This is a genomic window from Microbacterium sp. JZ31 (assembly GCF_016805985.1).
Classification (GTDB): domain Bacteria; phylum Actinomycetota; class Actinomycetes; order Actinomycetales; family Microbacteriaceae; genus Microbacterium.
The window spans coordinates 1,704,303-1,716,338 of record NZ_CP017661.1 but is presented as its reverse complement, the minus strand read 5'-3'; the positions used below and the strand labels follow the sequence as shown (position 1 = coordinate 1,716,338).

The 12,036-nt window shown below is 71.7% G+C and carries 14 protein-coding genes; 9 read left to right on the top strand and 5 right to left on the bottom strand.

The genetic code is table 11. The features are described 5' to 3' along the window. Positions 1-6 precede the first annotated feature (6 nt). Complete coding sequence (yczR, locus tag BJP60_RS08185) at positions 7-1,440, top strand: MocR-like transcription factor YczR (RefSeq protein ID WP_238439349.1); 1,434 nt, start codon at positions 7-9, stop codon at positions 1,438-1,440. Positions 1,441-1,447: 7 nt separating this feature from the next. Here the strand turns inward: yczR and BJP60_RS08180 are convergent, their stop codons facing one another. After that, a complete protein-coding gene (locus tag BJP60_RS08180; RefSeq protein WP_203135306.1) occupies positions 1,448-1,714 on the bottom strand; it encodes a hypothetical protein in 267 nt (88 codons plus the stop codon). Positions 1,715-1,824: 110 nt separating this feature from the next. Between BJP60_RS08180 and msrA the strand changes: the two genes are divergently transcribed. The 4 genes from msrA to ettA all read left to right on the top strand — a co-directional run bounded on the left by msrA (position 1,825) and on the right by ettA (position 5,345). Beyond that, positions 1,825-2,367, top strand: coding sequence for a peptide-methionine (S)-S-oxide reductase MsrA (msrA, locus tag BJP60_RS08175; RefSeq protein ID WP_203135305.1), 543 nt, complete (start codon positions 1,825-1,827; stop codon positions 2,365-2,367). A gap of 144 nt (positions 2,368-2,511) precedes the next feature. After that, positions 2,512-3,048, top strand: coding sequence for a single-stranded DNA-binding protein (locus BJP60_RS08170; protein WP_203135304.1), 537 nt, complete (start codon positions 2,512-2,514; stop codon positions 3,046-3,048). 52 nt (positions 3,049-3,100) lie between these two features. Beyond that, positions 3,101-3,607, top strand: a complete 507-nt coding sequence (locus tag BJP60_RS08165) for a DUF6993 domain-containing protein (RefSeq protein WP_238439348.1) — start codon at positions 3,101-3,103, stop codon at positions 3,605-3,607. 58 nt (positions 3,608-3,665) lie between these two features. Continuing rightward, positions 3,666-5,345 (top strand): energy-dependent translational throttle protein EttA, encoded by a 1,680-nt coding sequence (ettA, locus tag BJP60_RS08160; RefSeq protein WP_203135303.1) that lies wholly within the window; start codon positions 3,666-3,668, stop codon positions 5,343-5,345. Positions 5,346-5,447: 102 nt separating this feature from the next. On the opposite strand, the gene BJP60_RS08155 is transcribed toward ettA, so the two are convergent. From BJP60_RS08155 to BJP60_RS08140, 4 genes are read right to left on the bottom strand one after another with little or no spacing between them, the layout of a single operon-like run. Continuing rightward, on the bottom strand, positions 5,448-5,780 hold the full coding sequence (locus BJP60_RS08155; protein ID WP_203135302.1) for a DUF202 domain-containing protein: 333 nt from the start codon (positions 5,778-5,780) through the stop codon (positions 5,448-5,450). Then, positions 5,777-6,193, bottom strand: a complete 417-nt coding sequence (locus BJP60_RS08150; RefSeq protein ID WP_203135301.1) for a YidH family protein — start codon at positions 6,191-6,193, stop codon at positions 5,777-5,779. Before BJP60_RS08150 ends, BJP60_RS08155 begins: the two co-directional genes overlap by 4 nt. Continuing rightward, on the bottom strand, positions 6,190-7,596 hold the full coding sequence (locus BJP60_RS08145; RefSeq protein ID WP_203135300.1) for an MFS transporter: 1,407 nt from the start codon (positions 7,594-7,596) through the stop codon (positions 6,190-6,192). The genes BJP60_RS08150 and BJP60_RS08145 overlap by 4 nt, the downstream gene beginning before the upstream one ends. A gap of 18 nt (positions 7,597-7,614) precedes the next feature. After that, a complete protein-coding gene (locus tag BJP60_RS08140) occupies positions 7,615-8,688 on the bottom strand; it encodes an MBL fold metallo-hydrolase (RefSeq protein WP_238439347.1) in 1,074 nt (357 codons plus the stop codon). A gap of 107 nt (positions 8,689-8,795) precedes the next feature. On the opposite strand from BJP60_RS08140, the gene BJP60_RS08135 reads away from it, so the two are divergent. The 4 genes from BJP60_RS08135 to sufU all read left to right on the top strand — a co-directional run bounded on the left by BJP60_RS08135 (position 8,796) and on the right by sufU (position 12,020). Continuing rightward, on the top strand, positions 8,796-9,719 hold the full coding sequence (locus tag BJP60_RS08135) for a LysR family transcriptional regulator (RefSeq protein WP_203135299.1): 924 nt from the start codon (positions 8,796-8,798) through the stop codon (positions 9,717-9,719). Positions 9,720-9,765: 46 nt separating this feature from the next. After that, positions 9,766-10,245, top strand: coding sequence for an acyl-CoA thioesterase (locus BJP60_RS08130; protein ID WP_203135298.1), 480 nt, complete (start codon positions 9,766-9,768; stop codon positions 10,243-10,245). Between the two features lie 72 nt (positions 10,246-10,317). Further along, positions 10,318-11,586, top strand: coding sequence for an aminotransferase class V-fold PLP-dependent enzyme (locus tag BJP60_RS08125; RefSeq protein ID WP_203135297.1), 1,269 nt, complete (start codon positions 10,318-10,320; stop codon positions 11,584-11,586). Further along, on the top strand, positions 11,583-12,020 hold the full coding sequence (gene sufU, locus BJP60_RS08120; RefSeq protein ID WP_203135296.1) for a Fe-S cluster assembly sulfur transfer protein SufU: 438 nt from the start codon (positions 11,583-11,585) through the stop codon (positions 12,018-12,020). The genes BJP60_RS08125 and sufU overlap by 4 nt, the downstream gene beginning before the upstream one ends. Positions 12,021-12,036 lie beyond the last annotated feature (16 nt).

Below are 12,036 nucleotides of genomic sequence, written 5' to 3'. Positions count from 1 at the left end.
GGCCGCATGGTGGACTCCCGACTCTCCGCACGTGCGCTCGACGCGCTTCTCGGGCTCTGGCGGACGCGAGAGCCGGCCTACGAGGCGCTGGCAGACGCGATCCGCCTGCTCTGCCTGGACAACCGCATCGCTCCGCGCACGGCTCTGCCCGCGGAGCGGGAGCTCGCCGTGCGGCTCGGTGTGAGCCGGACGACGGTCGCGGCCGCATACCGCAGCCTGCGCGCGTCCGGGCACATCGAGAGCATCCGGGGGTCCGGCAGTATCACGCGGCCGCTCGGACGCCGCGACCTCGGCCGGGTCACGGGGGACGAGCAGTCGATCGATCTGCAGCAGGCGAGCCCGGCGGCGTGGCCGGGACTCGCGGCCGTGTACGCCGATGCCGCCGCGGACGCCCCGTCGATCGTCGCCCGCGCCGGCTACGACGTGCTGGGCCGTCGTGGCCTGCGCGAGGCGATCGCCCAGCGCTACACCGCGCGCGGTCTGCCGACCGACCCCACGCAGATCATGGTCACCAACGGCGCACAGAGCGCGATCTCTCTGCTCGCGTCGCTACTGGTCGCGCGCGGTGATCGCGTGCTGCTGGAGACGCCGACGTACCCGCACGCGGCCGAGGCCTTCGCGCGGCAGGGAGCGCGTCTCGTCGGCGTGCCCGTCACGGTCGGCGCGGGGTGGGATCTCGAACGCGCGGAGCATGCCATCCTGCGCTCCCGCCCCAGCGCCCTGTACCTCATGCCCGACTTCCACAACCCCACGGGCGAGTCGATGTCGGTCGAGGCACGCGCGCGGATCGCGGATCTCGCGCGCTCGGTCGGAGCGCTCGTGATCGTGGACGAGACGACGGCCGAGCTCGGGGTGGATCGCGTGATCTCGCCCGTGCCCTTCGCCGCTTCCGCCGGCGATGACGGCGTGCTGACGCTCGGCTCGCTGGGCAAGACCGTGTGGGGAGGGGTCCGCATCGGGTGGCTGCGCGCGGACGTCGACATGATCCGGCGGCTCACGGCGGCGCGTCCCACCTCGGACCTCGGCACACCGGAGTTCGAGCAGGCTGTCGCCGAGCGGCTGATGCCCGCCATGCCCGAGATCCTCGCGCAGCGCTCGGAGATGTTTCGGGCGAGCCGGGACGTCGCCGTGCGGGTGCTGCGACGTGAGGTGCCGGAGTGGGATATCCCCGACGTGGCCGGCGGCGTGGCGCTGTGGGTCGGGCTCGGCGCGCCCCGCAGTTCGGCGCTCACCCTCGCCGCGCGACGGCGGGGGCTCCTGCTCTCGGCCGGCCCGCGGTTCTCGGTGGGAGGTGGACATGAGCGCCACATCCGCGTGCCGTTCACGGCGCCCGCGCCCGTTCTCGAGCGTGCGGCCGGACTGCTCGTCGCCGCCTGGCGCGACGTCGCGGACGCGCGGTTCGAGACGGGCGAGGCCGCGCCGCTCGACGCCGTGGTCTGAGGACCCGTCAGACCCGCAGGCTCGCGACGGCCTCGTCGGGCGACCAGAACTCGCCGACCTGGATGAACCGGCCGGTCGCGAGGTGCAGCCGCTCGGCGCGGAAGCGCATGCCGAGAGGGTGCTCGAGCCGCCGGACATGCCCGATCACGCGTCCGTCGGGTGCGACGACGCGCCAGAGCGCGGCGCCCGCGCGGCTCAGCGTCTCACGGCCGCGGATGGCGGGCGCGGCGTAGGGGACCTCGGGAACGACTGCGACCCGTGCGGTGTTGTGCATGATGGCTCCTCTCTGCACCCGACGATACGAGGGGCCACCGACATCCGCGTCTCACGGCTGATCCGCGTAGCGTGGAGCCATGCCGCCGGAGGCGGCGAAAGGAGCAAGACATGGAGACCTACGTTCTGGCAGGCGGCTGCTTCTGGTGTCTCGATGCGGCATACCGCGCTCTGCGTGGCGTGGAGAGCGTCGTCTCGGGCTACACGGGCGGTATGACGCCGCACCCGAGCTACGAGCAGGTCTGCACGGGCGCGACGGGACACGCGGAGGCTGTGAAGGTCACGTTCGATCCCGAGGTGATTCCGTCCGACGTCATCCTCGACGCGTTCTTCACGATGCACGACCCGCGTCAGCTGAACCACCAGGGTGCCGACACCGGCACGCAGTACCGCTCGGCGATGTTCCCGGCGGACGACGCGCAGCGGGAGCTGTTCGAGCAGGCGCGCGACCGCGCGTCCGACATCTGGGATGCGCCCCTCGGCGAGACCGAGGGCACGATCGTCACGACGATCGAGCCCCTGCGCGAGTACTTCGACGCCGAGGACTACCACCAGGACTTCTTCGCCAAGAACCCCAACCAGGGGTACTGCCTCGCGGTCGCCGTGCCGAAGGTGAACAAGGTGCGCGCCCGCTTCGCGGAGTTCGTCGCCTGAGCAGGCTCGTCCACAGCCGACCGGATCGCCCCCATCCATCCCGGATGGGGGCGATCCGCGTTTTCGCCCTCCGGATCGCGCCACAGTCGTCGCGAGGCCGACAGGCGGCCGGCCGGATCCCCGGCGAGCGAGAGAGGACGACAAATGACCGACATCATCACGATCACGGGCAACATCGCCACGGCGCCCGAGCACCGCGTGCTGCCGAGCGGCATCCCCGTGACCCGGTTCCGCGTGGCGAGCGGCACGCGCAGGTTCGATCGGGAGAGCAACGCGTGGGTGGACGGCCCGACGAACTGGTACAGCGTCTCGGCGTACCGCACGCTGGCGGACAACGCGCGCGACTCGTTGCAGAAGGGCGAGCGGGTCGTCGTGACCGGTCGGCTGCGACTGCGCGCGTGGGAGAGCGACGGACGCAAGGGGCTGGAGGCGGAGATCGACGCGGACGGCCTGGGGCACGATTTGCTCTTCGGGGTGAGCACGTTCCGCCGCACGGCCGCGCGCAGCGCGGCGGCCCCGGACGAAGCGGCCCCGGCGGACGGCCAGGACGCGTGGACGACGCTGGAATCGCCCGAAGCCGCCCCGACCGACTGGGGCAGTGCCGTCACGGCGACGAGCGGCGGCGCCTCGGCGCGTGAGCCGGTGCTCGAAGGCGCGTCAGGGGACACGAAGCCGTTCTGAGCAGACGGACGCCGGCACGGCGCGGATGCGGCGCCCCCGTAGACTCGGGCGCGTGAGCCTGCGACGCGACCCGCGACCGCTGCGCGCACGCGCTGCGGTGGCGGTCCTCGCGATCGCAGCCCTGACGCTGCTTTCCGGGTGCGCGGGAGACGAGCCCCGGCCCGACCCGACCCGCACGACGGCCACCGCGTCGGCGCCGACCGCGTCCCCCTCGGAGCAGCCCGTGGCACTGGTGCCGGAGGGCTCGGCGGCGGACAACCTGCCGATCTTCACGCAGGTGACCGAGCGGGTGTGGGCGTCGGACCGTCGGGCAGAGGGGCGGGCCTACGTCGACGCGCTCGTCGAGGCCGGCTTCGACAAGGCCGCGATGCAGGTCACCCGCGATGTGAGCACGGTGGGCAACCCCGCTGAGTCGATGCAGTTCTCCGTGCTGTGGCGGGGGGAGTGCCTCGTCGGTCAGGTCGGCCCGGACATCGGGGAGGCCGTGACCCGCGTGCTCCCCGCGCTGGAGGACGGGACGCTCTGCCTGCTCGGTGCCACCAGACCGATCGACTGGTGAGCTCGCGCCCCCTGCTCGCCCCGTGCATTCGGATGTGCGCGCCCTAGACTGGGTCCAAATGGCTGAATACATCTACTCAATGGTGCGCGCCCGCAAGAAGGTGGGCGACAAGCTCATCCTCGACGACGTCACGATGGCGTTCCTGCCCGGTGCGAAGATCGGCATGGTCGGTCCGAACGGCGCCGGTAAGTCGACGATCCTGAAGATCATGGCGGGCCTGGACACGCCGTCCAACGGCGAGGCCAAGCTCACGCCGGGCTTCAGCGTCGGCATCCTGATGCAGGAGCCGGAGCTCGACGAGTCGAAGACCGTGCTGGAGAACATCCAGGACGGCATCGCCATCAAGGCGAAGGTCGACCGCTTCAACGAGATCTCCGCGCTGATGGCGGAGCCCGACGCGGACTTCGACGCGCTCCTGGCCGAGATGGGCACGCTGCAGGAGGAGATCGACGCGGCCGACGGCTGGGACCTGGACTCGCAGCTCGAGCAGGCCATGGACGCTCTGCGCACGCCCCCGGCGGACGCCGCGATCGCGCCGCTGTCGGGCGGAGAGAAGCGCCGCGTCGCGCTGGCGAAGCTGCTGCTGCAGAAGCCCGATCTGCTGCTCCTCGACGAGCCCACCAACCACCTCGACGCCGAGAGCGTGCTCTGGCTCGAGCAGCACCTGCAGGCGTACAAGGGCGCGGTCATCGCCGTCACGCACGACCGGTACTTCCTCGACCACGTCGCCGAGTGGATCGCCGAGGTCGACCGCGGCCGCCTGTACCCCTATGAGGGCAACTACTCGACGTACCTGGAGAAGAAGGCCGAGCGCCTCGACGTCCAGGGCAAGAAGGACGCCAAGCTCCAGAAGCGCCTGAAGGACGAGCTGGAGTGGGTCCGCAGCAGCGCGAAGGGCCGCCAGACCAAGTCGAAGGCCCGTCTGGCGCGCTACGAGGAGATGGCGGCGGAGGCCGAGCGCACACGCAAGCTCGACTTCGAGGAGATCCAGATCCCCGCGGGCCCGCGCCTGGGCAGCATCGTGATCGACGCGAAGAACCTCCAGAAGGGCTTCGACGGCCGCACGCTCATCGAGAACCTCAGCTTCAACCTGCCGCCGAACGGCATCGTCGGCATCATCGGCCCCAACGGCGTCGGCAAGACCACGCTGTTCAAGACGATCGTCGGGATCGAGCCGCTGGACGGCGGCGACCTGAAGATCGGCGAGACCGTCAAGATCAGCTACGTCGACCAGAGCCGCGCAAACATCGACCCGGACAAGACGCTGTGGGAGGTCGTCTCGGACGGCCTCGACATCATCACGGTCGGCAAGACCGAGATCCCCTCGCGCGCATACGTGTCGAAGTTCGGCTTCAAGGGCCCGGACCAGCAGAAGAAGGCCGGCGTGCTGTCGGGCGGTGAGCGCAACCGACTGAACCTGGCGCTGACGCTCAAGGAGGGCGGCAACCTGCTGCTGCTCGACGAGCCGACCAACGACCTCGACGTCGAGACCCTGAGCTCGCTCGAGAACGCGCTGCTCGACTTCCCCGGCTGCGCCGTCGTCATCACGCACGACCGGTGGTTCCTCGACCGCATCGCGACGCACATCCTGGCCTACGAGGGCACGGACGAGGACCCGGCCAGGTGGTACTGGTTCGAGGGCAACTTCGAGGCGTACGAGGCGAACAAGGTCGACCGCCTCGGCCCCGAGGCCGCGCGCCCGCACCGCACGACGCACCGCAAGCTCACGCGCGACTGACGCGCAAACCCCAGCACGAAGGCCGTCCCGGATCCGGGGCGGCCTTCGTGCTCCGCGGGCTCGAGGCGTGACCGCGGACGGTGAGAGGGCCGCGGCGCGCGGTCATCCGAGCGCCACGACGAGCGCGGCGAGCGCGCCGAACAGGAACACCATTGCGGCGAGCGCCGCGACCGCGGCGGGAGAGGGCGCGCCCAGCCGAGACAGGGGAGTGTTCGCCAGGCGTGTCGCGCGCCGGCGGCGGGTCGCGCCGAGCGCGGACGCCGCGATCGCGCCCAGCACCGCGGTGAGCGTCAGCCAGGCGCCGAGGGACTCCGCCCAGCGAAGGCCCAGGACTCCCGTCACGAGCAGCGCGGAGCCCGTCCGGTTCCACGCGAGCCAGGTGCGCTCCGGTTGCAGCCCCGGATCCGCTGGCCCTGCGCCCGCGCGGGCGCTCATCCGGTCACGACCATGAGGATCGCGCCGCCCGCCGCGGCAGCGGACACCAGCGCCAGCACGGGGACGATGCCGGGGATCGGCAGGGGACGGCCGCGCCGCAGGCTCGTCTCGACGCGCCACCACCGCGCGGCCGCGCCCAGACCGATCAGCATCCCGGCGGCGATGCAGGACAGTGCGATGGCCTCGTGGGCGGCGGCGGACAGGCCGCCCGCCCCCAACGCCGCCAGCGCCACACCCCCGGCGATGAAGGCCAGGCCCGTGCGGATCCAGGCCAGGAAGGTCCGCTCGTTCGCCAGGGTGAAGCGCGGATCCGGCTCGCTGTCGCCGGGCAGGAACCGCCGTGCGACGGCGCCACGGCGAGGGAGCGGTGTCCCGTCCGCGGCGCCGTCGTCCGATCGAGGCGCGGATGTCACCGCGCCGGCTCCGACACGGCCGCTGAACTCGCCGACGTTCGGGAGGCGTGTGCGCCCGTGTCGCGATCGCTCGACGCTCCGGCCTGGGACGCGGGCCGATACAGCACGACCGCGCACGCGCCGGCGATGGCGAAGAAGGCCCAGTACGCGCCGATCCACCACAGCCCTCCGGTCGGCAGCAGCATGAACGCCGAGACGATCATGGGCGTCAGCCCGGCCCCCAGCGCCGACGCGGCCTGGTAGCCGAGCGACGCGCCGGTGTAGCGCACGGCAGGCGGGAACAGCTCGGCCACGTACGCGGCGATCGGGCCGTACACGAGGGCCTGCACGATGCCGTTGCCGACCACGATGGCGATCGCGTACTGGGTCAGCTCGCCGGTGCCGACGAGCATCGCGAGGGGGAACGCCGCGACGGCCGTCGCGGTGGTGCCGATCAGCAGCGCGCGACGACGACCGATCCGGTCGCTCACACGCGCGGCGGCGAAGGTCACGACGATCGTGAGGACGGCGGCCGCGGCCTTCCAGTTCAGAACGGCCGTCTGGTCCTCGCCGGCCGCGACGGCGACCGAGACGCCCCACACGGTGACGATGGACTGGGTGGTGTAGACGCTCAGGGTGACGAGCAGGGCGATCGCGACAGGTGCGAGGTGGTGGCGCAGGACGGTCACGATCGGCATGCGCCGCTCCTGTCCCTTCGCCTCGAGCGCCTGGAAGGCAGGCGTCTCGGCGACGCGCAGCCGGATGACAAGGCCGACCACGATCAGGGCTGCGGAGAGGACGAAGGGGATGCGCCAGCCCCACACCGCGAACTGATCGCCGGAGAGCACCGTCATGAGCGAGAGCACCAGGGTCGCGAGGACCGCGCCCGCGGGTCCGCCCGCGTTCGCGAACGCCGCCGCGAACCCGCGATGGCGCTTCGGGGCGTGCTCGAGGGCCATGAGCGCGGCCCCGCCCCACTCACCGCCGACCGCGATGCCCTGCACGATTCGCAGCAGCAGGAGCGAGATGGGGGCGATCGCGCCGATCTGCGCGGTCGGCGGCATGAGGCCGATCACCACGGTGACGCCGCCCATCATGAGCATGGAGACGACGAGCGCCTTCTTGCGTCCGACCCGGTCGCCGAAGTGCCCGAAGAGCACGCCGCCGAGCGGGCGTGCGAGATAGCCGGCCGCGAGCGTCGCGAAGGAGGCGAGCAGCGACAGGCCGGGACCGAGATCGGCGAAGTACAGCGTGCTGAACACGATCGACGACGCCGTCGCGTAGAGCATGAAGTCGTAGAACTCGATCGCCGAGCCGATGAAGCTGGACGCCAGGATGCGCCGCATGTCGACGGTGTTCAGGGAGGTCTGAAGGCCCTCGGCGTCGGTGGTGGGGGACGTGGAATCGCTCCGTTGCTGATCCATGGGTGTCTCCTTGTCAGGTCAGACGGGGAATGAGGCGGCCTCGAGGGCCGGGGTCGGGACGCGGCGCCCGTCAGGCCGCGGCGAGATGACGTCCAAGTCGGCGGGCACGAGGAAGCGCCCGGGCAGGAGCGCCTCCCCGCGTGCCCATACCGAGGCGTCGGTGTGACCCGGGACGAGGTGGTGCAGCGCGAGCCGGCGTGCGCCCGCGCGCTCGGCAACCCGGCAGGCACCCTCCACCGACGTGTGCGATTTGTAGTGGTGGTCGCGCGAAGCGCGCCCCTCCTCGTCGGTGCGGGCGCCGTAGAGGCCGTCCACCCACTCGAAGTCGATGGCCTCGTGCAGCAGCAGATCCGTGTCCCGCGCGAGACGCACGAGGTTGTCGGTCTCGCACGTGTCGCCGGAGAACGTCACCGAGCCTTCCTCCGCATCGATGCGGAACGCGAAGGCGGGCGCGATCGGCGGGTGCTCCACGAGGATCGCGCTGACCCTCACCCTGTCGTCCTCGAACACGACGAACGGCTCCATATCCGGTGTCGGCGCGAGGTTCGGGTGGTAGCCGATCCCGGAGGGGATCGCGATGTCGCGGGGATCCATGAGCTCCAAGGGATGGCGGCGGAGGGAGTCGAGGACCCGGTCGTTGAGGTCGGTCGCGAAGGCCCGCACGATGCCGTGCACGAGGCCGACCGTGCCCGGCGTCGGGTCGTCGGCCGCCACGGGGCGCGGCGCGACGGCCGCTCGCGGCGAGACGGGCGGCAGCGCGCCGCGGTCGCCGGGGCCGACGATGGGCACGGGGTGTGTCGAACGCCCCTGCAGCTCGTGCATGCCGAAGACGGCCAGAGCCGGCAGCCCGATCGTGTGGTCCGAGTGGAGGTGAGTGAGGAAGATCCCACCCAGATTCGACAGGTCGAGTCCCGCCTGCCGGATGCGTCGTCCGACGCCATCGCCGGCGTCGACCAGGTAGAAGCGGTCGCCCACCGCCACGGCGGTCGCGATGCCGGCGCGGTCCTGCCCGTCCGGCTTCCACCAGCGCGGCCCTCCCGCGGTGCCCAGGGTGATCACGCGCATCCGGTGATCGTCGGCGGCATTCGTCATGGTGCTCCTTCGCACGTCTCCCGCGTCCCAGCGGGTTGCAACCAGTCTCGGGCGCGGCGCATCATGGCGAAAGCTGAATAAAACTCACAAGGTCATAGGTGAAGGCGATGAAGGACGTCACGCTGCGCCAGATGCAGTACTTCGTGGCGGTGCTCGACCACGGCTCGGTCGGCGCGGGCGCTGTCGCGTGCCACGTGTCTCAGGCCACCGTCTCGGCGGCGCTGTCCCAGCTCGAGCGCACCATCGGCGCCGACCTGCTGGTGCGCGGTCCCGCGCGCCGCGCCCAGCCCACGCAGGCCGGTCTGGTGTTCGCGGCGCGGGCGCGGGACATCCTCGCGGCCGTCGACGACGCCACCGACGCCGTGGACGAGGCGCGCGAGAGCCTGCGCGGGCCGCTCGCCGTCGGCTGCATCCACACGGCCAGCCCCCGCTTCCTGCCGGGGCTCGTGGAGGCAGTGACGCTGGCGTGGCCCGAGGTCGAGCTGACGCTGCTGGAGGCCACCCCGTGGGAGATCCAGGAGCGGTTGGCCACCGGGCGCCTGGACATCGGGATCCTCTACGCACGCCAGGTGCGCCGGACGGACCTCGAGCAGCACCACATCGCGAACGTCGAGCTGCATGCGCTGCTGCCGGGCGACTCGCCGCTCGCCGCCGAGCCCGCGGTGTCGCTGCGAGACCTCGCGGCGCTGCCCGTCATCATGCTGGACATCCCGCCGACCCAGGAGCTGCTGCTCGAGCGCATCCACGCGATGGGACTCGACGTGACGGTGCGCTGGCGCTCGTCCAGCCCGGAGACCATCCGCTCCCTCGTGGCGCGCGGCCTCGGCTTCGGCCTGGTCAATGCGGTCCCTCACCGCGACGTCCGCTCCTTCGAGGGCCTCGATGTCGTGTACCGGCCGATCCGGGAGCAGGTGTTCGAGAACTCCGCGGTCGCGCTCACCGCGGCCGCCCGTCATCGCCCGCGCCGCGTGCATGCCGCGATCGACGTCCTGCGCCGGGTCGCGGCCGAGACGGATCCCCGGGGTTGGTGACGGCCGCATCGCGAGGTCGCCTGGGATGGGCGGGAGAATGGATCGCATGACTCGCGTCCACATCCCGATCCACCGCCGCTGGGGCGACCTCGATGCACTCGGCCACGTGAACAACACGTCGATGCTCAAGCTGCTCGAGGAGGCGCGCCTGCGCGCGTTCTGGGTGTCGGACGATCCGGACGACCAGGCGCCCACCGCGGTGTTCGATGCGAGCGCCCTGGAGGGCGGCGGGCCCATCGCGACGCTCATCGCGCGGCAGGAGATCGAGTACCTCGCGCCCGTGCCCTACGAGAAGAAGCCGCTCGACGTGCAGCTGTGGCTCGGTCGCGTCGGAGGGTCGAGCGCCGAGATCTGCTACGAAGTCTTCAGCCCCGTCGGCAGCGAGCCGCAGGTGAAGTACGCGCGGGCCTCGGCGGTCGTCGTGCTGGTGGACACCGCATCGGGCCGGCCCACACGGCTGCCGGAAGAGGTGCGGAGCGTGTGGGCGCCCTACGTCGAGGAGCCGATCGCCTTCAGCCGCCGCTGAGGTGGTGTCGGCCCGGAGCGCCGCCCGATGGGGGAGACTGGAAGACGGCCTTTCGGCCGGACTGGGAGCCTGATGAACACGACTTCGACCACGCCCACCACGCCGACCGCGTTCACCCGCGACGTCTACCCGTACCTGCGCCACAACGCCGACCGCACCTACCTGGACTCGGCGGCGACGTCGCAGCGTCCGGATGCCGTGCTCGCGGCCGAGGACGACTTCGCGCGCACGGAGTACGCGGCCGTGCATCGCGGATCCAGCATGGCGACGGGAGAGGCCACCTGGGCCTTCGAGGGCGCGCGTGAGGGGATCGCGCGGTTCGTCGGCGCGGCGGAGCGCGAGATCGTGTTCACCGAGAACGCCACCGACGCGCTCAACGTGGTCGCGCTGGGCCTCTCGGACGCCGCGACGTTCGGCGTCCCGCAGCTGGCCTTCGGGCCCGGCGACGAGATCGTCGTGACCGAGGCCGAGCACCACGCGAACCTCATTCCGTGGCAGCGCCTCGCGCGCCGCACGGGCGCGACGCTGCGCGCGGTGCCCGTCGACGAGCACGGCCTGTGGTCGATGGATGACCTGGCTGCGGTGATGAGCGAGCGGACCCGCCTCGTGGCGTTCGCACACGTGTCGAACGTCACCGGGTACATCGCACCCGTCGCGGACGTCGTGCAGCTCGCCCGCGAGTCGGGGGCGCTGAGCGTGCTGGACGCGTGCCAGTCGGCGCCGCACCTCCCGCTGGATCTCGGCGCCCTCGACGTCGACTTCGCCGCGTTCTCGTCGCACAAGATGCTCGGACCCACAGGGATCGGCGCACTCTACGGACGCGCCGAGCTGCTGGATCAGCTGCCGCCCGCTCGCACCGGAGGGTCCACGATCACCACCGTGACGATCGACGATGCCGAGTTCCTGCCGGCGCCGCAGCGCTTCGAGGCGGGAACCCAGCCGGTGACGCAGGCTGTCGGCTTCGGTGCCGCGGCCGCGTACCTGGCCGAGATCGGCATGGATCGCGTGCGCGCACACGAGGCGGAGATGGCGGGACTGCTCGTCGACGCCGTCTCGGCGGTGCCGGGCGTCACGCTCGTGGGGCCGGAGGCCGGCTCCGAGCGCGCGGGTCTGGTGAGCTTCGTGGTCGACGGCGTGCATGCGCACGACGTCGGGCAGTTCCTCGACGACCGCGGCATCACGGTGCGCACGGGCCACCACTGCGCGCAGCCGCTGCACCGCCGGCTCGGCGTCGCCGCGACCACCCGCGCGAGCGCCTACGTGTACACGTCGGCCGACGACGTCGCGCGCTTCGGCGCGGCCCTCGCCGAGGTGCGTGCCTTCTTCGGAGCCGACCGATGAGCGCCGGGCTGGAGGAGCTGTATCGCGAGCTGATCCTCGACCACTCGCGCAATCCGCAGGGCAAGGGCGATCCGGCGACGACCGCGCACACCCATCACGAGCTCAACCCGTCGTGCGGCGATGAGATCACGATGGGCGTCACGGTCGGTGCGGACGGCCGCATCGAGCGGCTCGTCTGGGACGGCCAGGGCTGCAGCATCTCGATGGCCTCCGCCTCGGTCATGGCGGACATGCTCGCCGGCGCTCCGAAGGCTGAGGCGCTCGAGCGGGTCGAGGAGTTCCGCACGATGCTGCGATCGCGCAGCGCCGGCGATCCGCCCGAGTCGCTCGAGGACGCCGCGGCGTTCCAGGGCGTCGCGAAGTACGTGATGCGCATCAAGTGCGCGATGCTCGGCTGGGTCGCCCTCGAGGCCTGCCTGAAGCAGACGGACTGACGGCAGGGCCGCCGGA

Bases quoted from the DNA above. Each gene is read 5' to 3' on its own strand.
- yczR (WP_238439349.1), top strand. From the start codon at position 7: ATGGTGGACTCCCGACTCTCCGCACGTGCGCTCGACGCGCTTCTCGGG.
- BJP60_RS08180 (WP_203135306.1), bottom strand. From the start codon at position 1,714: ATGCACAACACCGCACGGGTCGCAGTCGTTCCCGAGGTCCCCTACGCC.
- msrA (WP_203135305.1), top strand. From the start codon at position 1,825: ATGGAGACCTACGTTCTGGCAGGCGGCTGCTTCTGGTGTCTCGATGCG.
- BJP60_RS08170 (WP_203135304.1), top strand. From the start codon at position 2,512: ATGACCGACATCATCACGATCACGGGCAACATCGCCACGGCGCCCGAG.
- ettA (WP_203135303.1), top strand. From the start codon at position 3,666: ATGGCTGAATACATCTACTCAATGGTGCGCGCCCGCAAGAAGGTGGGC.
- BJP60_RS08155 (WP_203135302.1), bottom strand. From the start codon at position 5,780: ATGAGCGCCCGCGCGGGCGCAGGGCCAGCGGATCCGGGGCTGCAACCG.
- BJP60_RS08145 (WP_203135300.1), bottom strand. From the start codon at position 7,596: ATGGATCAGCAACGGAGCGATTCCACGTCCCCCACCACCGACGCCGAG.
- BJP60_RS08140 (WP_238439347.1), bottom strand. From the start codon at position 8,688: ATGACGAATGCCGCCGACGATCACCGGATGCGCGTGATCACCCTGGGC.
- BJP60_RS08135 (WP_203135299.1), top strand. From the start codon at position 8,796: ATGAAGGACGTCACGCTGCGCCAGATGCAGTACTTCGTGGCGGTGCTC.
- BJP60_RS08130 (WP_203135298.1), top strand. From the start codon at position 9,766: ATGACTCGCGTCCACATCCCGATCCACCGCCGCTGGGGCGACCTCGAT.
- BJP60_RS08125 (WP_203135297.1), top strand. From the start codon at position 10,318: ATGAACACGACTTCGACCACGCCCACCACGCCGACCGCGTTCACCCGC.
- sufU (WP_203135296.1), top strand. From the start codon at position 11,583: ATGAGCGCCGGGCTGGAGGAGCTGTATCGCGAGCTGATCCTCGACCAC.